A 23,217-nucleotide genomic window follows, 5' to 3' on the forward strand; every position below is an offset into this window, starting at 1 on the left:
CTGCTAACCCCTTACCTCCTCGACAAGTCTCTGACCGGCAGCGCTCAATTCATAGCGTGTGCGTTGTGTTCGCGGGTCGCGTTGCCTTATTTTGATAAAACCGTGGTCCTGTCCGAGCGCGGAAATCTCCCGAAGCACCAGCGCGTGAGCAACGCCCAGCAGCCGCGAAAAAGTCCGGCTGTCTGATGCAATTTCGAGCGCCGCCGCAGCGACAATCCCGGCACCAAGACCGGTAAGACTGCGGGATGTCGTCATGAGGGTGTCGACGAACGCCATATATTCTGCTTCGCCTTCATCCATCATGCTGCAACCGATTTAACGGGGCGGAACGAGACGATCACCGATTTCGAGGTCGGCGTATAACTTTCATCGCCGGAACTGGCGAGCGGTACCAGCACGTTCATTTCCGGGTAGTAACCCGCAATACAGCCGCGCGGAATGTCATAGGGCACAAAACGGAAATCCCGTGCAATACGCTCCACACCATCGTCGAACTCGCCGACAATATCTGCCCGGTCACCCGCTTCAACGCCGATATCCGCCATATCGTCCGCATTCATGAAGACCACTTGCCGCTCGCCGTAAACGCCGCGATAGCGATCATCCATGCCGTAGATGGTGGTGTTATACTGATCATGGCTGCGGAATGTCTGCAGCACGTAGCGCCCCGATTTACCGCGCGCCTGCTGATGCTCGATCGCTTCCGGCAGAGCACCGGTCCAGAACGTCGCCTTGCCCTTTGCCGTGTTCCATTCCAGCTCGCGGGCAGCATTGCGCAGATGGAAACCACGCGGAACCCGGACTCGCGCATTGAAGTCGTAGAAATCCGGCAACACGCGGGCGATGCGGTCGCGGATGAGATCATAATCGTCGGCAAGTTCCAGCCAGTCGACCGGGTTTGCGCCAAGCGTCGCCTGTGCCATGCCCGCAATAATCGCCACTTCCGAACGCAGATGCGCAGATGCAGGCGTATTGATGCCACCTGAGCCATGCACCATGCTCATGGAGTCTTCGACCGTCACGATCTGCGCCACGCCTTGAGAATTGAGGTCGATTTCCGTACGGCCAAGGCAAGGCAGAATAAATGAATCCTGCCCCGGCACGAGATGAGAATGATTGAGCTTGGTCGCGATATGGACCGTCAGACGCTGGCCGGAAAGCGCTTTCGAAATAAGCGGACTATCCGGAGTAGCGCGGGCGAAATTACCGCCAAGGCCGATGAAGGCCTGAGCCGAACCGTCGAGCATGGCGCCAATGGCACCCAGAACATTGTGCCCCGGTTCACGCGGAACCTCGAAGCCGAATTCCTTTTCCAACGCATCAAGGAATGCGACCGGAGGCCTTTCATTGATGCCGACCGTGCGGTCCCCTTGCACATTGGAGTGACCGCGCACCGGGCAAAGTCCGGCTCCCGGCCTGCCGATGTTGCCGCGCAGCAGCATAAAATTGGTGATTTCGCGGATCATGACAACAGAATGGCGATGCTGGGTGATCCCCATCGCCCAGGTGCAGATGACCCGCTCCGATTCCATGTAAATTTGCGCTGCACGCTCCAGCGACTGGCGGAGAAGCCCGGACTGGTCTTCGATTTCCTCCCATGAAGTCGCATCCACGGCTGAACGATAAGCATCCAGTTCCGCCGTATGTGTGCCGAGAAAATCCAGGTCGAGGATCGATGGTCTGCCTGCGGCGAGTGCTGCATCGTCTGCTGCAAAGACCGCCTTGGCCATACCGCGGAAGGCAGCAAGATCGCCGCCCAGACGCGGCTGGAAGTAGTCGCTGGCTATGGCTTCGCTGCCGCCATGCAGCATTTCAAGCTTGTTCTGCGGATCGGCGAACCGCTCCAGCCCACGTTCACGGAGCGGATTGAAAACAACAATGCGCGCGCCCCGCTCGGCTGCACGACGCAAATCACCCAGCATGCGCGGATGGTTAGTGCCCGGATTCTGACCAACCACGAAAATGGCATCGGCCATTTCGAAATCTTCCAACAGCACCGTCCCCTTGCCGACGCCGACGGATTGCTTCAATGCGACGCCGCTTGCCTCGTGGCACATATTGGAGCAGTCAGGGAAATTGTTGGTTCCGTAGGCACGCACGAATAGCTGGTAGAGAAACGCGGCTTCATTCGAAGCACGGCCCGACGTATAGAATTCGACCTGGTTCGGACTATCGAAACTCTTGAGAAGACCCCCAATGGCCTTGAAAGCCTCATCCCATTCGATGGCTTCATATTGGTCCGTCGTCGCATTGTAACGCATAGGATGCGTCAGACGGCCGGTATTCTCCAGATCATAATCCGTCCAGCCGCGCAGCTTTGAAACCGTATGCTCGCGGAAGAAGGCAGGCGTTGTGCGCCGATCGGTCGCCTCCCAGGCGACCGCCTTCACACCATTCTCGCAAAATTCAAAAGATGAGCCATGTTCCGGGTCGCCCCATGCGCAACCGGGGCAATCGAAGCCATCAGGCTGGTTCGCTTTCAGAAGCGTGCGCGCACCGGAAAGAGGCGCCCCACTTGCAAGCAATTGCTTGCCACAGCTTTTCAATGCACCCCATCCACCCGCTGCAGCGGATCGCTTGCCGATGAAACCCGTTTTGGTGGCCTTGCTCATCCGTTACCCTCTAACCCAGTTGCGGGACCGCCTTCTTCGACTGGCAGGAAATTGCCTTGGGCGGGTGCCAATATCATAAGAGGAATTACCTAGTCCTTCAATTAACCGCGAGGCAATTGTTATTCGATACTTGTTCGTACTTGATTTCACTCGCGCGATCCGTCATGCGATTGGTCAAGAAAAATTACCAGAAGGGGTGGGAAGATGCCCAACATCGTTGAAATCGCCGATTTGAAGCGGCTTGCCCAGCGCCGCGTCCCCAAGATGTTCTTTGATTACGCGGATTCTGGCGCCTGGACCGAGTCGACCTATCGCGCAAACGAAGACGACTTCAAGAAGATCAAATTGCGCCAGCGTATTCTCGTCGACATGACGAACCGTTCGCTGGAAACGACGATGATCGGTGAGAAAGTGTCGATGCCGGTCGCTCTTGCCCCGACCGGCCTGACGGGTATGCAGCATGCCGACGGCGAAATGCTGGCGGCGCAGGCGGCTGAAGCCTTTGGCGTTCCTTTCACCCTCTCGACCATGAGCATCTGCTCCATCGAAGATGTCGCTTCGGTCACCAAGAAGCCGTTCTGGTTCCAGCTTTACGTAATGAAGGACCGTGACTTCGTGAAGAACCTGATCGGCCGCGCCAAGGCTGCCGGCTGTTCAGCACTGGTCCTGACGCTCGATCTCCAGATTCTCGGCCAGCGCCACAAGGATATCCGCAACGGCCTTTCCGCTCCGCCGAAATTCACCCCCAAGCATATCTGGCAAATGGCGACGCGCCCTGGCTGGTGCTTCGGCATGATGGGCACGCAGCGCCGCACCTTCCGCAATATTGCCGGTCACGCCAAGAACGTCACCGATCTTTCCTCGCTTTCCTCCTGGACTGCCGAACAGTTCGATCCACAGCTCAACTGGAACGACGTGGCCTGGATCAAGGAACAGTGGGGCGGCAAGCTCATCCTCAAGGGCATCCTCGATGTCGAGGACGCCAGGATGGCGGCCAAGTCGGGAGCCGATGCGATCATCGTGTCGAACCATGGCGGTCGTCAGCTGGATGGCGCGCCATCCTCGATCTCCATGCTGCAGCCAATTATCGATGCTGTCGGCGACAAGATCGAAGTCCATGTCGATGGTGGCATCCGTTCCGGTCAGGACGTGCTCAAGGCACGTGCACTTGGCGCGCAGGGCGTGTATATCGGTCGCCCGTTTCTCTACGGTCTTGGCGCGATGGGCAAGGACGGCGTGACACTGGCGCTCGAAATCATCCGCAAGGAACTTGATGTCACGATGGCGCTCTGCGGCAAGCGCGATATCAACGATATCGACAAGTCGATCATCCATTCCGTAAACTTTTGACGACATTTGGAGCCGACCCCGGGTCGGCTCCTATACTTTAGTATTTACTTAAATAATATCGCGCCTAGCGCGAACGTCATCGGTCGATGCACCGTAAGGTTACTTAAAAATAACCAAGTGTTAAACATATCTCTTTACCATATCCGGCAATAGGGCTTGTGGGCCATTTTTCTGTTCGGATTTGGAGTGGGAACCGATGAAGTGCACTTCCGCCATTGCCATCGTAGCTATCAGTCTGATGGCGGGATCAGGGACGGCGTTTGCCGCCGATATAATTGCAGACCCCATCGTTGAACCGATGCCGGAACCGGTCAATTCGTCCGGCTGGTATATTCGTGGCGACCTCGGTTACAATTTCAAATCCAGCACGGATGGCGACTGGAGCTTCTGGAACCAGTTCGATCCGCCTTATCGCGGCATTGACGACACGCTGCGCTATGACGATTTCGACCTCAAGGCAGGCGCAACCTATGGCGTGGGTGTCGGTTATCGCTTCACCGACATGTTCCGCGCCGACGCGACGCTGGATTTCTTCCGTGCAGGCATCAATGGCCGCACCGCCTGTCCTAGCTATGTGAAATCCGCAAAGGGTTTCAATCCGGTTGAGGACAACTGCAACTATGAGGATTCCTCGACAGCCAATATCTGGACGGCTATGGCCAATGCCTATGTCGACCTGCCGCGTGTAGGACCTGTCACGCCTTATCTCGGCGCCGGTCTGGGCGCCGCCTATGTAAAATATGACACCTGGAAATCCCATGAAGTCTGCGCTGGCTGCACCTATTCCAGCGAAAAGGAAGGGCTGGATAGCTGGCGCTTTGCAATGGCTCTCATGGCCGGTGTCAGCTATGACCTGACCGAACAGCTCAAGCTGGATGTCGGTTATCGCTATATGCGCATCAATGGCGGCAAAGCATACGGTTTTGACGCAGCCGACCGCAACACCAACCCTTACGGCAATGCGGAAGGGCCCGGCGCAACCGGCACACAGGCGAAAGACAACGGCTTTAACATGCACACGATCCGTGCCGGTCTTCGCTACGAATTCCGTTAAAAACAGTGATTTTTTGAATGAGAAAGCCCGGCATCAGCCGGGCTTTTTCATTTCAGCCGCGTGAAGTCGGCGCCTTCGACAGAAGCACCGTTCGAATGGCAAAACTGGAATGGATGCGAGCGACACCAGGCAATCGCGACAGGATTTCCTTGTGAATGATCTCATAAGCTGCGGCATTTTCGGCCTCGACGCGCAAAATATAATCCGCATCACCTGTCATGAGATAGCATTCCTGCACCTCCGGATGCCGCCGCACGGCTTCCTCGAAACGGTTCAGAAACTCCTCGGTCTGGCGGTCAAGCGTAATGCGCACAATCGCGACCAGTCGCTCGTCGCCATCGGATGATCCGACAATGGCCGTATAGCCGCGGATAACGCCGCTTTCCTCCAATATCTGCACCCGCCGCAGACAGGCGGACTGCGAAAGGCCTACTTCACTGGCAAGATGGCTGTTGGTCATGCGCCCATCCCGGCGCAGACAACGGATGATATTGCGGTCGATACTGTCGAGCGTCGGCATGAATAATCTTCAACCTGAAAGCTAAAATATGCGCAAGATGTGCGAAAATTCGCACAATATGCGATAAATAGCAAAAACATTCGAATAGTCTTCGACTAATATGCACCTAATCTTTGGGAGTGAGGAGCCGCAGGGTTTTCCCGCCAAAGTTCATATGCTTAGGGCGGCAGACGATCAGTATCGATAATGACCTTCCGAGCGTTCTCGTAGCGTAGTGAGCAGTTTGGAAAGCACCGTGTAAATGGTTGATATGTCGATGCAGTTTTCACAGGATGAGCGCGATCTTGCCGCCGGTGGCATATTGACCATCGACCTGTCGGCCCTGCGCCATAATTATTCGGCCATTGCCCGTCATATCGCCCCCACCCGTGCCGCCGCCGTCGTGAAGGCTGATGCCTACGGGCTTGGCGCCAGCCGCGTCGCGCCAGCATTTTACGATGCCGGTTGCCGTGATTTCTTCGTCGCGCATCTTGGCGAAGCCATTGCGCTCAAGCCGTTTCTCCAGCCCGACGCGACGCTTTACGTTCTGAACGGTCTTCAGCCGGGAACGGAAGAAGCCTGCGTTCGTGAAGGCATTTTGCCAGTACTCAATTCGCTGGAACAGGTTGAAAACTGGGCGACGCTCGCTGCCAAGCAGGTTAAGAAGCTACCCGCCCTGCTGCAGCTCGATACCGGCATGTCACGTCTTGGCCTGTCGCCCAAGGAATTTGAAAACCTTCTTGAGAATTCCGCGCTTCTGGACAACATCGACATCAAGTTCGTCATCAGCCATCTGGCCAGCGGCGACGAACCGGAAAATGCAGCAAATGCCCGTCAGCTCGCCAATATGACCGCTTTACTGGCGCGGCTGCCAAAACTACCCGTTGCCTTTGCCAATTCCGGCGGAACCTTTCTCGACAAGACCTATCATTTCGACCTCGCTCGCCCCGGCGTCGCACTTTATGGCGTTGGACCGAAAAGCGAGATCGTTCCTGTCCTCACCCTTTCGGCACGCGTCATTCAGGTGCGCGACATCGACAAGGGCGCAGCGGTTGGCTATGGCGGCGCCTATGTTGCAGAAGGTCCCATGCGCGTTGCCACGATTGCTGTCGGCTACGCCGATGGCTGGTTCCGTTCTCTCAGCAACAAGGGTGCGGCCTTCTACGGCGACACGCACCTGCCGATCATCGGCCGTGTATCGATGGACTCGATTACGCTCGACGTCAGCGCCTTGCCGGAAGGCACGCTGAAACTTGGCAGCCTTGTGGAGCTGATCGGCCCGCACCAGCGTCTCGAAGACGTGGCGCGCGACTGTGACACCATTCCCTATGAAATTCTGACTGCGCTCGGCAACCGTTATGCACGTGTCTACGTGGAGAGCGGCGCGAGCGACATAAAAGCATAAGACAAGAGGCGAACATGCAGATCACCATCCTTGGTAGCGGCGTTATCGGCGTTACGACAGCCTACTACCTCGCCAAACTCGGTCACGAGGTAACTGTTGTCGACCGCGAAGAAGGCCCGGCACTGGAAACAAGCTTCGCCAATGCAGGCCAGGTTTCGCCTGGTTACGCGTCGCCATGGGCCGCGCCCGGCATTCCGTTCAAGGCAGCAAAATGGCTGTTCCAGAAGCATGCGCCGCTTGTTCTGCGTCCGACTTGCGACCCGGTTCAATATAGCTGGCTTCTGCAGATGCTCGCCAATTGCACTGACAGCCGTTACAAGATCAACAAGACCCGCATGGTGCGCGTTGCCGAATATGCGCGCGATTGCCTTGTCGATCTGCGCAAGGAAACCGGCATCGAATACGACCAGCGCATGCAGGGCACGCTCCAGCTTTTCCGCGAGCAGTACCAGCTCGACGGTATCGGCAAGGACATTGAAGTGTTGCGTCAGGACGGCGTACCGTTCGAAGTTCTCGACCGCGACGGCTGCGCCAAGGTGGAACCGGCACTTGCCCGCGTGAAGGACAAGTTCGTCGGCGGCCTGCGTCTTCCGCATGACGAAACCGGCGACTGCTTCAAATTTACCAATGCTCTGGCAAAGATTGCCGAGGGGCTCGGCGTGAAATTCCGCTTCGGTGTCAACATCAAGTCGTTGCTGATGTCCGGCGGCAAGGTTTCCGGTGTCGAGACTTCCGAAGGCGTTCTGACCGCCGACCGCTATGTCGTTGCACTTGGCAGCTATACGCCGGCACTCGTCAAATCGCTTGGCCTCAATGCCCCGATCTATCCGGTGAAGGGCTATTCCATCACCGCGCCGATCATCGATGAGGATCGCGCGCCGGTTTCGACCGTTCTCGATGAAAGCTACAAGATCGCCATCACCCGTCTCGGTGACCGTATCCGCGTTGGCGGCATGGCGGAAGTCTCCGGTTTCACCAAGGATCTGCCCGCCGCCCGGCGCGCAACGCTTGATCTGTCGGTGACTGACCTGTTCCCCGGTGGCGATCTGAAAGCGGCGACCTTCTGGTCGGGCCTGCGTCCGATGACACCGGATTCTACCCCGATCATCGGCGCAACGCGTTACGACAACGTGTTCATCAATGCTGGTCATGGAACGCTCGGCTGGACCATGTCCTGCGGTTCCGGCAAGCTGCTCGCCGACCTCATTTCCGGCAACAAGCCTGATATCCGGGCCGACGATCTCGGCATTTCGCGTTACAACTAAATACCGTTCTCCTGCACGCCGTCAGAAACTTGGAGGCGTGCAGGCGCTGACGATTTCGCATGGCACCGGCCCGACACAACGGAACCGGTGCGGCAGCTTGCTGGAAAAATAATAAGCGTCGCCTGGCCCCAGAATGCGCCGGTCGCTGCCGACCGTCACTTCGATCCGTCCCGAAATGACGATGCCGCCCTCCTCGCCCTCATGCATGAGCAGCACCTTGCCCGTGTCGGAGCCCGGTTCATAGCGCTCCTTCAGCATCTGTAACGAGCGCGAGAACAGATGGTCCCCCACCTGCCGATAAGAAATCGGCCCCTTGCCGATTTCCACCAGCTCCTCCGCCTGATAGAATACCTTGTGCGGCGTGTCCGGCTCCAGCGCGAAAAACTCGGCCATGCCGATGGGGATACCATCGAGAATACGCTTGAGTGCACCGACCGACGGATTGGACTGATTAGCCTCGATCAGCGATATGGTCGAGTTGGTCACGCCAGCCCTTTTTGCAAGCTCGCGCTGCGACAGATTCTGCCGCATGCGCACATAGCGCAACCTTCCGCCGATATCGATGCTCATCGGGCATTCCCCTTCTGTTTATGATGTTCGATATAGCATAATTTTCTGAATTCATCATCATAAAATCAATAGGTTAAACATTTGAAGAAAAGGGCTTGTTGCCTTAGGGAAAGCGTGTCCTGTTGGCTTAAAATAGGAGGTTACCATGCTCACCAAAACCAACACGCCAAGCCTTGAGAATTTCTGGATGCCGTTCACCGCGAACCGGCAGTTCAAGGCAGCGCCGCGCCTGCTCGCAAGTGCCTCGGGCATGTATTACACCGACACCGACGGCAATCAGGTTCTGGATGGCACGGCTGGTCTTTGGTGCTGCAATGCCGGTCATGGCCGCAAGCGCATTACCGAAGCTGTCGAGCGCCAGATCTCGACCATGGATTTCGCCCCGACCTTCCAGATGGGCCACAATATTGCTTTCGACTTTGCTGAAAAGCTCGCAGCCATCGCGCCGGGCGGACCGGATGCAAAGCTCGACCGCGTGTTCTTCACCAATTCCGGTTCGGAATCGGTCGACACCGCACTGAAGATCGCCATCGCCTATCAGCGCGCCATCGGCCAGGGCACCCGCACCATGGTTCTGGGCCGTGAGAAGGGTTATCACGGCGTTGGTTTCGGTGGCATTTCGGTTGGCGGTTTGGTCAACAACCGTCGCGTTTTCCCGCAGATTCCTGCCGACCATATGCGCCACACGCTCGATATCGAGCGTAATGCCTTCTCCAAGGGCCTGCCCGCACATGGCATCGAACTGGCCGACGATCTGGAACGTCTGGTACAGCTGCATGGCGCTGAAAAAATCGCCGCCGTCATCGTTGAGCCGATGTCCGGCTCTGCTGGCGTCGTGCTTCCGCCGAAGGGTTATCTGGAACGCATCCGCGCCACTGCCGACAAATACGGCATTCTGCTGATCTTCGACGAAGTCATCACCGGTTTCGGTCGTCTCGGCACGCCGTTTGCGGTCGATTATTTCGGCGTCGTTCCTGATCTCGTGACCACCGCCAAGGGCCTGACCAACGGTGCCATTCCGATGGGTGCAGTCTTTGCCGCCCGCAAGGTTTATGACGGTCTGATGACCGGCCCGGAAAACGCCATCGAGCTATTCCACGGCTACACCTATTCCGGCCATCCGGTTGCGGCAGCCGCCGGTCTTGCAACCCTGGAAGTCTATGCCGAGGAAGGCTTGCTGACCCGCGGTGCCGGGCTTGCCGACCATTGGCAGGAAGCGCTTCATTCACTCAAGGGCGTTTCGAACGTCATCGACATTCGCAACCTCGGTCTGGTCGGCGCCATCGAGCTCTCGTCGCGCAAGGATGCACCGGGCGCCCGCGCCTACGATATTTTCGTGGATTGCTTCCAGAAGGGCTTGCTGATCCGCGTGACCGGCGATGTGATCGCGCTTTCGCCGCCGCTGATCGTTGAGAAGGAACAGATCGACACCATCGTGTCCATCCTTGGCGATGCCATCAAACGCGCAGCCTGACCTGCACCCCGGTCACGCTGCCTTTTAGAGCGCATCCCGAAAAGTGTGAAACGGTTTTCGGACAAGATGCGCTCTATTTTTAAACTACGCATCGAGCTTCCCAAAAATCAAAATCGATTTTTGGGCCGATGCGCCAGCCGCCGCTGTTCCCCTGCGGCGGCTTTTTTTATCTGATAACTGCTTTTCACTCACCGCTATCGGGCACCGCTATCGGGAAACATCAAACCGCGATACTATTCAAAACGGATATGTTTTATTCCGGGAACCTTTTGACCTCGCATACATCCAATAAACTCCACAGGAGTTTGACCAATGCGTGCAAAAACAGCCATACCGACCATCTCCCCGACATTTCAGGGTGATCTTGCGCTTGCTCAATGCGCCAAAATGCACGACCTGGAAGCCCTGCGCAAAATCATGCAGACCAACAACCAGCGGCTCTATCGTTTGGCCCGCAGCATCCTGCGCAACGATACCGAAGCAGAAGACGTGGTTCAGGAGACCTATTTTCTGGCCTTCAGGAGCCTTGATCGCTTTCGCGGCCAGTCCAGCTTGACCACGTGGCTGTCCCGTATCGCAATTCACGAAGCACTCGGCCGCCTGCGGAAGACCCAGAAGACCGAGAAGCTCCTCAACACAGTACCTGACATATCAGCAAACAACATCATCCCGTTCCCGTCTGCCATAAGCATGAACGATCCCGAACGCAGTTTTGCGCAGCGCCAGATACTGCAACTGGTCGAACAGGCAACGGATAATCTGCCGGAAATTTTCCGCCTCGTATTCGTCGCACGGGTCATTGAGGGTTTAAGCGTGGATGAAACAGCCGAATTGTTGAGCCTGCGCCCGCAGACCGTGAAGACACGTCTTCACCGTGCCCGATACTTGTTGCGCAAACAGCTTGACGAAAAAATCGGTCCGGTGCTGCTTGATGCGTTTCCCTTCGCAGGCAAACGCTGCGAACGGATCACAACTGCCGTTTTGGCACGGTTGGACAAACAGATATAATATCAGGAACCTTTTGAATTCTCCCGCATCCAATAGCTGTCGCTAGAAGAAAGAGCCCGTAAAGGCACCGGGCAAGGGAGAGTTCCATGTCTATTCGTTCAGTTGTATCCATTGCTGCAATTTGCGTTTGCGGCAGTCTGTCTCTGGCAATCGCCCATGACGGAAAATTACACGATCCGGCGATAGCCCATATTGCTTACACGGCAGGCGCCATCGACGTCGCTGCTGCCAAACAGGCTCTTGAAAAGTCCAAAAACAAAACGGTGCTTGAGTTTGCACAGACCATGGTGCGCGATCATGAAGCGGTCAATCAGCAAGCGCTCGCTCTGGTCAAGAAGCTGAAGGTCACACCGGAGGATAACGACACAAGCAAAGCCTTGTCCAAAGCGGCAGCAGATGAACTGGCAAAATTGAGCAAGCTTGATGGCGCTGCCTTCGACAAATCCTATGTCGACAACGAGGTTGCCTATCATAAGGAAGTGAACAAGGCTCTGAAATCCACGCTCATCCCGTCCGCCAGCAATGCCGAGCTGAAGAGCCTGCTCGAAACCGGTCTCAAATTGTTCCAAAGCCACGAACAACATGCCGAACACATCGCCATGTCTTTGAAATAGGAACAGCCCGATGAGATATGTTCAAGCCGTCGCGATACTTGTCGGGCTTCTGATTGCCAGCGGCCCGGCAGAAGCGAAAACGATTGAGATTACGGTCGAGAAACTCGCTTTTTCACCGCAGAATATTGAAGCAAATGTGGGCGATGTGATCGAATGGAATAATAAGGATCCCATGCAGCACACCGCGACCGTAAAGGGAGGATGGGATATTCTGCTGCCACCAAAAAAGGTTACGAAGCAGGTTCTCAATTCGCCAGAAGCAGTCAGCTATTACTGCCGTTTCCATCCGGATATGGTCGGAAAACTGACAGTCAAACCATAAGGAAAAGCGCGCCAATGCGGCCTGTCTCATGCAGGCCTTTCATCCTCCCTGCGATGGCGTGAAATTCGCCACCAGCGCATGGCTGTCGCCGGGATAGGTGAACCGCACATGCGTCACCGGCTGCTCGGCATTCCAGGTCTGCCGTTCGATCACCAGACAGGGAGAACCCAGCGGAATACCGAGCATGCCCGCATTCTCCGGCGTGGCGGCAATCGCGCGTATCGAATGTTTTGCGCTGCTCCATGGCACGCACGAAACCAGCCATGGTCCCGGCGAACTTTCGGCAAAATCGGTCTGCGCCGCTGTCGGAACCGCATCCAGACTGATGATACGCTCTTCAAGGGCAAAGACGCGCTTGCCCGCATAGTGACGGCAGACGAGCTCAACCAGCGGCGTATGGCGCGGCATGTCGATATGCCTTGCATCGGCAGGCCCGCTCAATCGCTCGCTTCGGCTCGTCAGCTCGAACCGATACGCAACGCCAAGCGCGGCCACTTCATCGCGAATATCGTGGATTTCGAGGATCGCCGCCTGCGATTGCGGGAAGGAAACGAAACTGCCCGATTTGCGCTTGCGCTCGATCAGACCGGCTTTGGCAAGCTGGGTCAGCGCCTTGTTGACCGTCATGCGCGAACAGCCATATTGTTCAGTCAGTTCGTGCTCGAACGGGATACGGTGCCCCGGCGCCCATTCTCCAGACAGGATGCGCGATTCAATATCGTCCAAAATACGCTGATGCAGTGAAAGCACCGGGCCGTCTTTTGCCGCTGAACCGTCATCCGCCATGCTATTCCCCCTTTGTTTCCCACTTTTGCAGGAAATTCTTCAGGCGAGCAATTCGCCAATCGTTTTCTGGAAAGCACGCTCGGCCTGATCGCGCAAGCGGTGACGTCCACCCTCCACCTGTTTCGAGCCGCGTACCCACACATCACTGACCTGCGCGCGACCGGCGAAAATCCAGCCATCCAGCACGGCATCGCCGTTGGCATGGGGTAGCCGCGCCATATCCAGCGCGACAAAATCCGCCGAAGCGCCAAGCTTTAACCCGTCATCGGCGCGACCCATCGCGATGTTACCGCCGCGCACCGCACCATCGAACAAGGCACGCCCCGTGGAGGCTTCGCTTTCGGCCAGCACATTGCGGGCGCGATGATGGAGACGCTGCGAATATTCAAGCTGCCGCAACTCGTCGCCAATACCGATCAGCACATTCGAATCCGAGCCGACACCGAACTTGCCGCCCGCTTCCGCAAACACCGTCGCATTGAAGGTTCCATCTCCAAGGTTCGCTTCCGTCACCGGGCAAAGACCGGCAATCGCCCCGGCCTTGGCCATGCGCCGGGTTTCGTCGTCGGTCATATGGGTCGCGTGGATCAGGCACCAGCGCGAGGACAGCTCCTGATTATCGAGAAGCCACTCGACCGGACGCTTGCCCGCCCAAGCGATGCAGTCTTCCACTTCCTTCACCTGTTCGGCCACATGGAGATGCACCGGCGCGTCGGGCAGAAGCTTCGCCACGACGCTCAGTTCATCCGGCGTTACGGCGCGCAGGCTGTGCGGGGCAACGCCCAGAACCGCGCCGTCGAAACCGGCCAGCGCTCGGCTGCAGCCTTCAATCAGCCGTGCAAAACGATCGGGATCGTTGATGAAACGGCGCTGGCCTTCATTGGGCGCGCTGCCGCCGAAACCCGAATGCGCATAGAAAACCGGAAGCAGCGTCAGGCCGATGCCCGCCGCCTTCGCCGCAGCCACAATGCGGTCGGCCATTTCTGAGAGATTGGCATAAGGCGTGCCGTCGCGGTCATGATGCAGATAATGAAACTCGCCAACGCGGGTAAATCCGGCTTCCAGCATGTCGACATAAAGTCGCAAAGCCACCGCTTCGGCCTGTTCGGGCGACATGGTGAGCGCGAATTTGTACATGATCTCGCGCCAGCTCCAGAACGAATCGGCAGACGGCCCGCGCCTTTCGGCAAGCCCCGCCATACCGTACTGGAAAGCGTGACTGTGCAGGTTCGGCACGCCTGCGATGATCGCCGCGTGGCGCTCATCCCCAGCTTCGGCGGCTTTGTCCGCCTCAAGCGAGGTGATCTTTCCACCGGCAATACCGATGCGAACATTTTCAGCCCAGCCATTATCGAGAAGCGCCTGACCGGCATGGATAAAACGCAGTTCAGGCGTGGCTGCTGACATGAAAATTAACTCCTCGAATGTTCCCGCGCATTTTTCTCTTGGCTGCGCCTCTGATATGTATATACATTATCAAAAAACAGGGGAAGCGAGAAAACGCTCATGCTCAAGAATTCAAGCATCGTTTTTATCAATGCGCGCATTGCGACGCTGGAGGAAGACGCGGACAGTCTCGGCCTCATCGAGAATGCGGCACTTGCCGTCAAGGATGGCAAGATCGCCTATGTCGGCCGGCAATCGGCATTGCCGGAAGACTATGCGTCTTATGAGAGAATCGATTGCGAAAACCGGCTGATCACACCGGGCCTCGTCGATTGCCATACCCATCTCGTTCATGCCGGAAATCGCGCGCATGAATTCGAGCTTCGCTTGCAGGGCGCGTCCTATGAGGAAATCGCCCGCGCCGGTGGCGGCATTGTTTCCTCGGTCAAGAATTTGCGCGCTGCCAGCGAAGACGATCTGGTGCGCGAAACCCTGCCGCGTCTCGATGCGCTGATTGCCGAAGGTGTCACCGCTGTTGAGGTCAAGTCCGGTTACGGTCTTGACCGCGACAGCGAAATCAAGTCGCTGAAAGCCGCCCGTCGGCTGGGTGAAGAACGCGACGTTGCAATCCGCACCACTTTCCTGGGCGCACATGCGCTGCCGCCGGAAATGAACGGCGACAAGGCCGCCTATATCGACCGCGTCATCAACGATATGCTGCCCGCCATCGCAGCCGAACAACTGGCCGATGCGGTGGATGGTTTTTGCGAGGGCATCGCCTTTCTGCCTGATGAAATCGCCCGTGTTTTCGATGCCGCCAAGGCACATGGCATTCCGGTCAAGCTTCATGCCGACCAGCTTTCCAATCTGCATGGCGCAGCCCTTGCCGCGTCCTATGGCGCCCTTTCCGCCGATCATCTCGAATATACCGACGCAGACGGCGCTGCCGCCATGGCCAAGGCCGGAACGGTGGCCGTGCTACTTCCCGGCGCTTATTACTTCATCCGCGAAACGCAAAAGCCGCCGGTCGAGGCTTTCCGCGCAGCCGGCACCAAGATGGCGCTTGCCACCGACAACAATCCCGGCACATCGCCGCTGACCTCGCTGCTGCTCACCATGAATATGGGCGCAACGCTGTTTCGCATGACGGTGGATGAATGCATCGCGGGCGTCACCCGCGAGGCCGCACGGGCGCTCGGCATTCTCGACCAGACCGGAACGCTCGAAGTCGGCAAGGACGCCGATCTCGCCATCTGGAACGTCGAGCGCCCCGCCGAACTCGTCTACCGTATCGGCTTCAACCCGCTGTGGAAGCGGGTTTTCAAAGGCCGAATTTAATATTGTCCGTATGGGCCTGGCCCATACGGGAACCCAACGGAGCCTTTCATGACCATCATCCTCAAGCCCGGTTCTGTTCCGCTTGAAACGCTGGAAACGATCTATCGCGATGCACTTCCCGTCCGCATCGACCCCTCTTTTCATGCCGGTGTCGAAAAGGCAGCCGCACGCATTGCAGAAATCGCGGCAGGCGACGAGCCGGTTTACGGCATCAATACCGGCTTCGGCAAACTCGCCTCGATCCGCATTGCGCCCGGCGATGTCGCCACGCTCCAGCGCAACCTGATCCTGTCGCATTGCTGCGGTGTCGGCGACGCGTTGCCGGAAAATATCGTGCGCCTTATCATGGCGTTGAAGCTGATCTCGCTCGGTCGCGGCGCGTCTGGTGTGCGGCTTGAAGTCATCACGCTTCTCGAAGACATGCTGGCAAAAGGCGTGATCCCGATGATCCCGGAAAAGGGTTCCGTCGGCGCGTCCGGCGACCTTGCGCCGCTGGCCCACATGACTGCGGCGATGATCGGCGAAGGCGAAGCCTACTATCAGGGCGAACGCCTCTCCGGCGCAAAGGCGCTGGAAAAGGCCGGTCTGAAGCCGGTCGTGCTTGCCGCCAAGGAAGGGCTGGCGCTGATCAACGGAACGCAGACATCGACGGCCCTAGCGCTGGCGGGCCTGTTCCGTGCGCACCGCGCCGCGCAGACGGCTCTGATCACCGGCGCATTATCCACCGATGCGGCCATGGGATCGGATGCGCCGTTCCACGAGGAAATCCACACATTGCGCGGTCATAAGGGTCAGATCGACGCCGGTCGTGCATTGCGCGCCCTGCTCGACGGCTCGGTCATTCGCCAGAGCCATCTCGAAGGCGACCAACGCGTGCAGGACCCCTATTGCATCCGTTGCCAGCCGCAAGTCGATGGCGCTTGCCTCGACATTCTGCGACAGGCGGCCCGCACGCTGGAAATCGAAGCCAATGCGGTTACCGACAATCCGCTGGTTCTCTCGGACGGACGCGCGGTATCGGGCGGCAATTTCCACGCTGAACCTGTCGCCTTTGCCGCCGACCAGATTGCGCTTGCCATCTGCGAGATCGGTGCAATCGCTCAGCGCCGCATCGCGCTTCTGGTCGATCCCGCTTTGTCCTTCGGTCTGCCGGCGTTTCTCGCCCGCAAGCCGGGGCTCAATTCCGGCCTGATGATCGCCGAAGTCACCTCCGCCGCGCTGATGAGCGAAAACAAGCAGATGGCGCATCCGGCTTCGGTCGACTCCACGCCGACCTCTGCCAATCAGGAAGACCATGTGTCCATGGCCTGCCATGGCGCACGCCGCCTGTTGCAGATGACCGCCAATCTCAATGCCATTATTGGCATCGAAGCGATGACCGGCGCACTCGGCGTCGAGCTTCGCGAACCGCTGACCACCAGCCCGGAACTGGCCAAGGTCATCGCCGTGTTGCGTGGCCACGTGCCGACGCTGGAAGACGACCGCTATATGGCTGCCGACCTGAAGAATGCCGCCGATCTGGTGGCGAACGGTGCGTTGGCCGGTGCTGTTTCGAGCGGCATCCTGCCAGCGCTGGAGGCGTGATCATGAGTCCGTTCGAAGTTCGTCAGGGAACCTCGCCCGTCATTCTGGGCCTGCCGCATACCGGAACCGATGTGCCGCAGGATATTTTTGCGCGGCTCAACGACAATGGCAGAATCCTCACCGACACCGACTGGCATATTCACACGCTCTATGACGGCCTGATCGATGGCGCGACCATGGTGCGTGCAACCTTCCATCGCTATTGCATCGACGCCAATCGCGATCCGGCGGGCGCAAGCCTCTATCCGGGCCAGAACACCACGACGCTGATCCCGGAAACCGACTTTGACGGGCTTTCAATCTGGAAGGATGGAGAAGCGCCGACGGACGCCGATATTACCGACCGCATTGCGCGTTTTCACAAGCCCTATCACGAGGCATTGGCCGCCGAGATCGAACGGGTGAAGGCGATCCATGGCGTCGCCATCCTCTATGACTGCCATTCGATCCGCTCGCATATTCCGTTCCTGTTTGAAGGTAAATTGCCCGATTTCAACATCGGCACGGATATGGGCAAGACCTGCGATCCGACGATTGAGGCGGCGGCTGTCGAACTGACCGCCGGGGCAGAGGGTTACACGTCGATCCTCAATGGCCGCTTCAAGGGCGGCTGGACGACGCGTCATTACGGCAAGCCGGAAACCGGCGTCCACGCCATCCAGATGGAGCTTGCCCAATCGACCCATCTTGCGACCGAAGCTGTTCCCTTCGCCTATGACGAGGCCAAGGCGGACAGGCTGCGCGTCCATCTCAAAACCCTTTTGCAGCGGCTGGAAAAGCTTGCGCACGACCTGAAATCCTGAGGAGAACACCATGTCAAACCCACGCCATAACGAGCGCGAAGTCCGAGCGCCGCGCGGAGACGAACTCAACGCCAAGAGCTGGCTGACCGAAGCGCCGCTGCGCATGCTGATGAACAATCTCGACCCCGATGTGGCCGAGCGTCCGCATGAGCTGGTGGTCTATGGCGGCATTGGCCGCGCTGCCCGCACCTGGGACGATTTCGACCGCATCGTCGCGACCCTCAAGACGCTCAATGAAGACGAAACCCTGCTGGTGCAGTCTGGCAAGCCGGTCGGCGTTTTCCGCACCCACAAGGATGCGCCGCGTGTTCTGATCGCCAATTCCAATCTGGTGCCCCATTGGGCGACATGGGATCATTTCAACGAACTGGATAAGAAGGGTCTCGCCATGTATGGCCAGATGACCGCCGGTTCGTGGATCTATATCGGCGCTCAGGGCATCGTTCAGGGCACTTACGAAACCTTTGTCGAGGCCGGTCGTCAGCATTTTGGCGGCAACCTCACCGGCAAGTGGATTCTGACCGGCGGCCTCGGCGGCATGGGCGGCGCACAGCCTCTCGCTGCAGTCATGGCTGGCGCCTGCTGCCTCGCGGTGGAATGCGACGAAACCCGCGCCGACTTCCGTCTGCGCACCCGTTATGTCGATGAAAAGACCCACAGCCTGGACGAAGCGCTGGCCAGGATCGACGCCTGGACCAAGGCAGGCGAGGCAAAGTCGATCGCACTGATCGGCAATGCGGCTGAAATCTTCCCGGAACTCGTCAAGCGCGGCGTGAAGCCGGATATCGTGACCGACCAGACCTCCGCGCATGATCCGGTACATGGCTATCTGCCACTCGACTGGACCGTGGCCGAATGGCGCGCAAAACAGGAAAGCGACCCGAAAGCCGTCGAAAAGGCCGCGCGCGCCTCAATGAAACTGCATGTGCAGGCGATGGTCGATTTCTGGAACATGGGCATCCCGACGCTCGACTATGGCAACAATATCCGCCAAATGGCACTGGAAGAAGGCCTCGAAGACGCCTTTGCCTTCCCCGGCTTCGTGCCGGCCTATATTCGCCCGCTGTTTTGCCGCGGCATTGGCCCGTTCCGCTGGGCTGCCCTTTCCGGCGACCCGGAAGATATTGCGAAGACCGACGCCAAGGTGAAGGAACTGCTGCCGGACAACAAGCATCTGCACAACTGGCTCGACATGGCGAAAGAACGCATCGCGTTTCAGGGCCTGCCAGCGCGCATCTGCTGGGTCGGCCTTGGAGACCGCCATCGCCTCGGCCTCGCCTTCAACGAAATGGTCCGCAATGGCGAGCTGAAAGCGCCGATCGTCATCGGTCGCGACCATCTCGACAGCGGCTCCGTCGCTTCGCCAAACCGCGAAACGGAAGCCATGAAGGACGGTTCGGATGCCGTGTCCGACTGGCCGTTGCTCAACGCCCTCCTCAACACCGCCTCGGGCGCAACCTGGGTGTCGCTGCATCACGGCGGTGGCGTCGGCATGGGCTTCAGCCAGCATGCGGGCATGGTCATCTGCTGCGACGGCACGGAAGATGCGGATCGCCGTCTGGAGCGCGTCCTGTGGAACGACCCGGCAACCGGCGTCATGCGCCATGCCGATGCGGGCTACGAAGAAGCGCTCGACTGGGCCAAGCAGCAGGGCCTGCGCCTGCCCGGCATTCTGGGGAACTGAGGTCGAATGGCCGTCACTCTTCTCAAGGCCGAAAATCATCGCCGCATGCCGTGGAAAAACGGCGGCGGCGTGACGGTCGAGATCGCCGTCCACCCGCAAGGCGCATCTGTCGATGATTTCGACTGGCGCATCTCCATGGCGAGCGTCGCAAATGACGGCCCGTTTTCGGTCTTCCCCGGCATCGACCGCACCTTGTCGGTGCTGGAGGGCGATGGCATCGTGCTCGATGTCGAAGGCCAGAAAAGCACCCTCACCCGTCAAAGCGCGCCCTTGGCCTTTGCCGCAGACAGCCATTCGGCTGCACGCCTGATCGGCTCTGCCATCACAGACCTCAATGTCATGACCCGGCGCGGGCGTTTTGCTCATAGGGTCCAGCGCCTACCCGTCGGCGGCACCACACTGACGCAGGCCAACGGCGATCCGACGCTTCTTTTCTGTGCCGAAGGTCAGATCGATCTCATATCTGCCGGAAAGGCCATGAAACTTGCGAAACTTGATTGCGCGGTTTTAACGAACTGCGACGCCTTGCCTCTTGAACTAAAGGGGAAGGGAGACGCCTACCTGATCTCGATTAGCGCAATCTGATCAGTATCTTACGACTGCCCTGGAGAGAAACGGGAGTTTAAAGATACGCGACGAACTCTCTGGACAGACGATACGGTCCTGTTAATTTGGCAGGAGTTAAGAGACAACAAAGTCTCACTATAAAAGGGGTACTACACATGAAGAAAACATTGCTTGCCGGGGCAGCAATAGCAGCTTTCACTTTTGTGTCTGCCGCGCACGCTGAAACAGCCGTTTCGCTCGGCTTTTCCGGCTGGACCGGCTTCGCACCGCTGACGCTGGCCAAGGAAGCCGGAATTTTCAAGAAGAACGGCCTCGATGTCACGCTGACCAAGATTCCGCAGGCAAGCCGTCATCTAGCGCTGGCTTCCGGTGACATCCAGTGCGCAGCAACCACGGTCGAGACGTGGATTGTCTGGAACGCGGCGGGTGTTAAATCCAAACAGATTTTCCAGATGGATAAATCTTACGGCGCCGACGGCATTGCAGTGCGTGCCGACGTAAACTCCTTCGCCGATCTGAAAGGCAAGACGGTTGCCGCTTCGGCACCGGGCACATCGCCTTACTTCTTTCTCGCCTTCATGCTTGCCAAGAACGGCATGACCACCAAGGACGTCAAGGTTGTCAACATGGAGCCGGGACCGGCAGCACAGGCTTTCGTGGCTGGCCAGAATGACGCCGCCATGACCTATGAGCCTTATCTGTCCACCGTGCGCGCAGCACCCGACAAGGGCAAGATTCTCGCCACCACGCTCGAATATCCAGCTGTCATGGACACGGTCGGCTGCACACCGGACTTCCTCGAAAAGAACCCGGATGCTGCAAAGGCGCTTGCCACCAGCTATTTCGAAGCGCTTGAAATGATCGCTGCGGACCCGGCCAAATCCTACGAAATCATGGGCAAGGATGTGAAGCAGTCGGGCGAACAATTCGGCCAATCGGCAGCCTATCTGCGCTGGCAGGACAAAGCAGCAAATCAGAAGTTCTTCGAGAAGGAATTCAAGGAATTCTCGACTGAAGCTGCCGATCTCCTGCTGCAGGCAGGTGTTATCAAATCGAAGCCCAATCTCGATGATATCGTCGATACGAGCTTTATCAAGTAACACCGCTTCATGGGCTAGCCCGGACATAACGTCCGGGCTTCCCATTTCCGTCCGTAGAGCGAGGCGGATACGCGACTAGAGCGCGTTTCGATCTGATTGAATCAGATCAGCGCTCTAAATATTTGTTTTGAACCGCGCATCTTTTCCGAAAGCCGTTTCACACGTTTCGGGCTGCGCTCTAAACGGAAAAATATATGCAGCCCTTGCAGCCGATAGGCAGTCAGGCCCGGATATTACTGGGCATTCTATTCTTCGTTCTCTTCTTTGCGTTCTGGGGCGTCGCCACTCTGGGCGGTTTCGTTTCTCCAACATTTCTCGCCGATCCCATCACAATGGTGAAGGATGGATGGGACCTGATTGCCAATCAGGGCTTCCTGTCCGATATCGGCATGACGGTCTGGCGCGTACTGGGTGGGTTCGTTCTGGCAAGCCTCGTTGCCATCCCCCTTGGGATAGCCATGGGCGCCTACAAGCCCATCGAAGCGCTGCTGGAGCCCTTCGTCTCCTTCGCACGCTATCTTCCCGCTTCGGCTTTCGTGCCGCTCTTGATCCTGTGGTCCGGCATTGGCGAAACCCAGAAACTGCTCGTCATCTTCATCGGCGCCGTGTTCCAGATCATCCTCATGATCGCGGTGACCGTTGCCAATACCCGCCGCGATCTGGTCGAAGCAGCTTATACGCTCGGCGCGTCGAACCGCGGCATCATCCGCCGCGTCCTCATGCCGGCCAGCGCCCCGGACATAGCCGAAACGCTGCGTCTCGTGCTCGGCTGGGCCTGGACGTATGTAATCGTCGCCGAACTCATCGGCGCATCGTCGGGCATCGGCTACATGATCATCAATAGTCAGGCGCTGATGGCCACCGGCCAGATCATTTTCGGCATCATAGTCATCGGCGTGATCGGCCTGATCTCGGATCTTGCCTTCAAATATTTCAACCGCTGGCTCTTTGCATGGAGATTCGCATAATGGTTACGAAAAGCGACCACGAACTCGTCATCAAGGGCGTGAGCCGCACCTTTCCGGGTGTGCATGGCGGCAAGCCGACACTGGCATTGCAACCGACCGATCTCGTCATCCCGAAGAACGATTTCGTCACTGTCCTTGGCCCTTCGGGCTGCGGCAAGTCTACATTGCTGCGCATCATCGCCGGTCTCGACAAGCCGACCACCGGCACGGTGACGCTGGAAGGCAAGCCGGTTACCGGCCCCGGTGCCGATCGCGGTATGGTGTTCCAGTCTTACACGCTGTTTCCATGGCTCACCATCCGCCAGAATGTCGGCTTCGGCCTGCGCGAAAAGGGTATGCCGGAAAGAGAGGCTCGTGAAATCGTCGACAGCTATATCGACAAGGTCGGTTTGCGTGGTTTTGAAGATCATTGGCCCAACCAGCTTTCAGGCGGCATGCAGCAGCGCACAGCCATCGCCCGCGCGCTTGCCAACGATCCGAAGATCCTGTTGCTCGACGAGCCCTTCGGTGCACTCGACAACCAGACGCGCGGACTGATGCAGGAATTGCTGCTCGGCATCTGGGAACGCGAGCATAAGACCGTGATCTTCGTCACCCACGACATTGAGGAAGCGATCTTCATGGCGACACGCGTAGTCACGATGACCGCCCGCCCCGGCAAGATCAAATCGATCACGCCGGTCGACATTGCCCATCCGCGCTCCTACCACGTCAAGGCGAGCCTGGAATTCTCGGAACTACGCCTCAAGCTCACGGAAGAAATCCGCAGCGAAGCCATTGAAGCGGCCAGGCAGGCTGCCTGAAAATAATTGTTCCTACAAAATATCG

The 23,217-nt window shown here is 58.0% G+C and carries 22 protein-coding genes; 16 read left to right on the plus strand and 6 right to left on the minus strand.

From position 1 onward, the window contains the following. Nucleotides 1-3: 3 nt before the first annotated feature. Nucleotides 4-303, minus strand: a complete 300-nt coding sequence (locus CQZ93_RS09980; protein WP_105542425.1) for a hypothetical protein — start codon at nucleotides 301-303, stop codon at nucleotides 4-6. Next, on the minus strand, nucleotides 300-2,612 hold the full coding sequence (locus CQZ93_RS09985) for an FdhF/YdeP family oxidoreductase (RefSeq protein ID WP_105542426.1): 2,313 nt from the start codon (nucleotides 2,610-2,612) through the stop codon (nucleotides 300-302). Before CQZ93_RS09985 ends, CQZ93_RS09980 begins: the two co-directional genes overlap by 4 nt. 204 nt (nucleotides 2,613-2,816) lie before the next feature. Between CQZ93_RS09985 and CQZ93_RS09990 the strand changes: the two genes are divergently transcribed. Further along, nucleotides 2,817-3,962: an alpha-hydroxy acid oxidase gene (locus CQZ93_RS09990; protein WP_105542427.1), complete on the plus strand. Its 1,146-nt coding sequence runs from the start codon at nucleotides 2,817-2,819 to the stop codon at nucleotides 3,960-3,962. A 196-nt stretch (nucleotides 3,963-4,158) separates the two neighbouring features. Then, on the plus strand, nucleotides 4,159-5,016 hold the full coding sequence (locus tag CQZ93_RS09995) for an outer membrane protein (RefSeq protein ID WP_105542428.1): 858 nt from the start codon (nucleotides 4,159-4,161) through the stop codon (nucleotides 5,014-5,016). A 52-nt stretch (nucleotides 5,017-5,068) separates the two neighbouring features. Here CQZ93_RS09995 and CQZ93_RS10000 read toward each other — a convergent pair whose 3' ends face one another. Further along, nucleotides 5,069-5,536: an Lrp/AsnC family transcriptional regulator gene (locus CQZ93_RS10000; protein WP_010659515.1), complete on the minus strand. Its 468-nt coding sequence runs from the start codon at nucleotides 5,534-5,536 to the stop codon at nucleotides 5,069-5,071. 241 nt (nucleotides 5,537-5,777) lie between these two features. Here CQZ93_RS10000 and alr point away from each other — a divergent pair, with 241 nt between their 5' ends. Then, nucleotides 5,778-6,920, plus strand: coding sequence for an alanine racemase (gene alr, locus CQZ93_RS10005; protein ID WP_105542429.1), 1,143 nt, complete (start codon nucleotides 5,778-5,780; stop codon nucleotides 6,918-6,920). Between the two features lie 14 nt (nucleotides 6,921-6,934). Continuing rightward, nucleotides 6,935-8,185 (plus strand): D-amino acid dehydrogenase, encoded by a 1,251-nt coding sequence (locus tag CQZ93_RS10010; protein ID WP_105542430.1) that lies wholly within the window; start codon nucleotides 6,935-6,937, stop codon nucleotides 8,183-8,185. Between the two features lie 21 nt (nucleotides 8,186-8,206). On the opposite strand, the gene CQZ93_RS10015 is transcribed toward CQZ93_RS10010, so the two are convergent. Continuing rightward, nucleotides 8,207-8,755, minus strand: coding sequence for a cupin domain-containing protein (locus CQZ93_RS10015; RefSeq protein WP_105542431.1), 549 nt, complete (start codon nucleotides 8,753-8,755; stop codon nucleotides 8,207-8,209). A gap of 145 nt (nucleotides 8,756-8,900) precedes the next feature. On the opposite strand from CQZ93_RS10015, the gene aptA reads away from it, so the two are divergent. The 4 genes from aptA to CQZ93_RS10035 all read left to right on the plus strand — a co-directional run bounded on the left by aptA (nucleotide 8,901) and on the right by CQZ93_RS10035 (nucleotide 12,173). Beyond that, on the plus strand, nucleotides 8,901-10,229 hold the full coding sequence (aptA, locus tag CQZ93_RS10020; protein ID WP_105542432.1) for an omega-aminotransferase AptA: 1,329 nt from the start codon (nucleotides 8,901-8,903) through the stop codon (nucleotides 10,227-10,229). Between the two features lie 312 nt (nucleotides 10,230-10,541). After that, complete coding sequence (locus CQZ93_RS10025) at nucleotides 10,542-11,237, plus strand: RNA polymerase sigma factor (protein ID WP_105542433.1); 696 nt, start codon at nucleotides 10,542-10,544, stop codon at nucleotides 11,235-11,237. Between the two features lie 86 nt (nucleotides 11,238-11,323). After that, nucleotides 11,324-11,851, plus strand: coding sequence for a DUF4142 domain-containing protein (locus tag CQZ93_RS10030; RefSeq protein ID WP_105542434.1), 528 nt, complete (start codon nucleotides 11,324-11,326; stop codon nucleotides 11,849-11,851). A gap of 10 nt (nucleotides 11,852-11,861) precedes the next feature. Continuing rightward, nucleotides 11,862-12,173, plus strand: coding sequence for a cupredoxin domain-containing protein (locus tag CQZ93_RS10035; RefSeq protein WP_105542435.1), 312 nt, complete (start codon nucleotides 11,862-11,864; stop codon nucleotides 12,171-12,173). A gap of 39 nt (nucleotides 12,174-12,212) precedes the next feature. On the opposite strand, the gene hutC is transcribed toward CQZ93_RS10035, so the two are convergent. Continuing rightward, nucleotides 12,213-12,959, minus strand: a complete 747-nt coding sequence (gene hutC, locus CQZ93_RS10040) for a histidine utilization transcriptional repressor HutC (RefSeq protein WP_105542436.1) — start codon at nucleotides 12,957-12,959, stop codon at nucleotides 12,213-12,215. 39 nt (nucleotides 12,960-12,998) lie between these two features. Beyond that, entirely contained in the window at nucleotides 12,999-14,366 is a 1,368-nt protein-coding gene (locus CQZ93_RS10045; RefSeq protein WP_105542437.1) for a formimidoylglutamate deiminase, read from the minus strand. Between the two features lie 99 nt (nucleotides 14,367-14,465). Between CQZ93_RS10045 and hutI the strand changes: the two genes are divergently transcribed. From hutI to CQZ93_RS10085, 8 genes are all read left to right on the plus strand, one after another. Continuing rightward, nucleotides 14,466-15,683: an imidazolonepropionase gene (gene hutI, locus CQZ93_RS10050; protein WP_105542438.1), complete on the plus strand. Its 1,218-nt coding sequence runs from the start codon at nucleotides 14,466-14,468 to the stop codon at nucleotides 15,681-15,683. A gap of 48 nt (nucleotides 15,684-15,731) precedes the next feature. Continuing rightward, nucleotides 15,732-17,267 carry a histidine ammonia-lyase gene (gene hutH, locus CQZ93_RS10055; protein ID WP_105542439.1) on the plus strand — a complete coding sequence of 512 codons (1,536 nt, stop codon included), beginning with the start codon at nucleotides 15,732-15,734 and terminating at the stop codon, nucleotides 17,265-17,267. 2 nt (nucleotides 17,268-17,269) lie between these two features. Further along, on the plus strand, nucleotides 17,270-18,070 hold the full coding sequence (gene hutG / locus CQZ93_RS10060; protein ID WP_105542440.1) for an N-formylglutamate deformylase: 801 nt from the start codon (nucleotides 17,270-17,272) through the stop codon (nucleotides 18,068-18,070). A 10-nt stretch (nucleotides 18,071-18,080) separates the two neighbouring features. Next, nucleotides 18,081-19,754 (plus strand): urocanate hydratase, encoded by a 1,674-nt coding sequence (gene hutU, locus CQZ93_RS10065; protein ID WP_105542441.1) that lies wholly within the window; start codon nucleotides 18,081-18,083, stop codon nucleotides 19,752-19,754. Between the two features lie 6 nt (nucleotides 19,755-19,760). After that, nucleotides 19,761-20,339, plus strand: coding sequence for a HutD/Ves family protein (locus CQZ93_RS10070; RefSeq protein ID WP_105542442.1), 579 nt, complete (start codon nucleotides 19,761-19,763; stop codon nucleotides 20,337-20,339). Nucleotides 20,340-20,476: 137 nt separating this feature from the next. After that, nucleotides 20,477-21,421 (plus strand): ABC transporter substrate-binding protein, encoded by a 945-nt coding sequence (locus tag CQZ93_RS10075; protein ID WP_181153333.1) that lies wholly within the window; start codon nucleotides 20,477-20,479, stop codon nucleotides 21,419-21,421. A gap of 194 nt (nucleotides 21,422-21,615) precedes the next feature. After that, nucleotides 21,616-22,389 (plus strand): ABC transporter permease, encoded by a 774-nt coding sequence (locus CQZ93_RS10080; RefSeq protein WP_105542444.1) that lies wholly within the window; start codon nucleotides 21,616-21,618, stop codon nucleotides 22,387-22,389. Beyond that, nucleotides 22,389-23,192, plus strand: a complete 804-nt coding sequence (locus CQZ93_RS10085; protein WP_105542445.1) for an ABC transporter ATP-binding protein — start codon at nucleotides 22,389-22,391, stop codon at nucleotides 23,190-23,192. Before CQZ93_RS10080 ends, CQZ93_RS10085 begins: the two co-directional genes overlap by 1 nt. Nucleotides 23,193-23,217 lie beyond the last annotated feature (25 nt).

It is taken from the genome of Ochrobactrum vermis, assembly GCF_002975205.1.
Classification (GTDB): Bacteria; Pseudomonadota; Alphaproteobacteria; order Rhizobiales; family Rhizobiaceae; genus Brucella; species Brucella vermis.

What these genes read in the sequence shown, in the direction of transcription:
- hutG (WP_105542440.1), top strand. Translation starts at nt 17,270, where the DNA reads ATGAGTCCGTTCGAAGTTCGTCAGGGAACCTCGCCCGTCATTCTGGGC.
- hutU (WP_105542441.1), top strand. Translation starts at nt 18,081, where the DNA reads ATGTCAAACCCACGCCATAACGAGCGCGAAGTCCGAGCGCCGCGCGGA.
- CQZ93_RS09985 (WP_105542426.1), bottom strand. Translation starts at nt 2,612, where the DNA reads ATGAGCAAGGCCACCAAAACGGGTTTCATCGGCAAGCGATCCGCTGCA.
- CQZ93_RS10085 (WP_105542445.1), top strand. Translation starts at nt 22,389, where the DNA reads ATGGTTACGAAAAGCGACCACGAACTCGTCATCAAGGGCGTGAGCCGC.
- CQZ93_RS10080 (WP_105542444.1), top strand. Translation starts at nt 21,616, where the DNA reads ATGCAGCCCTTGCAGCCGATAGGCAGTCAGGCCCGGATATTACTGGGC.
- CQZ93_RS10015 (WP_105542431.1), bottom strand. Translation starts at nt 8,755, where the DNA reads ATGAGCATCGATATCGGCGGAAGGTTGCGCTATGTGCGCATGCGGCAG.
- alr (WP_105542429.1), top strand. Translation starts at nt 5,778, where the DNA reads ATGGTTGATATGTCGATGCAGTTTTCACAGGATGAGCGCGATCTTGCC.
- aptA (WP_105542432.1), top strand. Translation starts at nt 8,901, where the DNA reads ATGCTCACCAAAACCAACACGCCAAGCCTTGAGAATTTCTGGATGCCG.
- CQZ93_RS10070 (WP_105542442.1), top strand. Translation starts at nt 19,761, where the DNA reads ATGGCCGTCACTCTTCTCAAGGCCGAAAATCATCGCCGCATGCCGTGG.
- hutC (WP_105542436.1), bottom strand. Translation starts at nt 12,959, where the DNA reads ATGGCGGATGACGGTTCAGCGGCAAAAGACGGCCCGGTGCTTTCACTG.
- CQZ93_RS09980 (WP_105542425.1), bottom strand. Translation starts at nt 303, where the DNA reads ATGATGGATGAAGGCGAAGCAGAATATATGGCGTTCGTCGACACCCTC.
- hutH (WP_105542439.1), top strand. Translation starts at nt 15,732, where the DNA reads ATGACCATCATCCTCAAGCCCGGTTCTGTTCCGCTTGAAACGCTGGAA.
- hutI (WP_105542438.1), top strand. Translation starts at nt 14,466, where the DNA reads ATGCTCAAGAATTCAAGCATCGTTTTTATCAATGCGCGCATTGCGACG.
- CQZ93_RS10035 (WP_105542435.1), top strand. Translation starts at nt 11,862, where the DNA reads ATGAGATATGTTCAAGCCGTCGCGATACTTGTCGGGCTTCTGATTGCC.
- CQZ93_RS10045 (WP_105542437.1), bottom strand. Translation starts at nt 14,366, where the DNA reads ATGTCAGCAGCCACGCCTGAACTGCGTTTTATCCATGCCGGTCAGGCG.
- CQZ93_RS10030 (WP_105542434.1), top strand. Translation starts at nt 11,324, where the DNA reads ATGTCTATTCGTTCAGTTGTATCCATTGCTGCAATTTGCGTTTGCGGC.
- CQZ93_RS10000 (WP_010659515.1), bottom strand. Translation starts at nt 5,536, where the DNA reads ATGCCGACGCTCGACAGTATCGACCGCAATATCATCCGTTGTCTGCGC.
- CQZ93_RS10010 (WP_105542430.1), top strand. Translation starts at nt 6,935, where the DNA reads ATGCAGATCACCATCCTTGGTAGCGGCGTTATCGGCGTTACGACAGCC.
- CQZ93_RS10025 (WP_105542433.1), top strand. Translation starts at nt 10,542, where the DNA reads ATGCGTGCAAAAACAGCCATACCGACCATCTCCCCGACATTTCAGGGT.
- CQZ93_RS09995 (WP_105542428.1), top strand. Translation starts at nt 4,159, where the DNA reads ATGAAGTGCACTTCCGCCATTGCCATCGTAGCTATCAGTCTGATGGCG.
- CQZ93_RS09990 (WP_105542427.1), top strand. Translation starts at nt 2,817, where the DNA reads ATGCCCAACATCGTTGAAATCGCCGATTTGAAGCGGCTTGCCCAGCGC.
- CQZ93_RS10075 (WP_181153333.1), top strand. Translation starts at nt 20,477, where the DNA reads ATGAAGAAAACATTGCTTGCCGGGGCAGCAATAGCAGCTTTCACTTTT.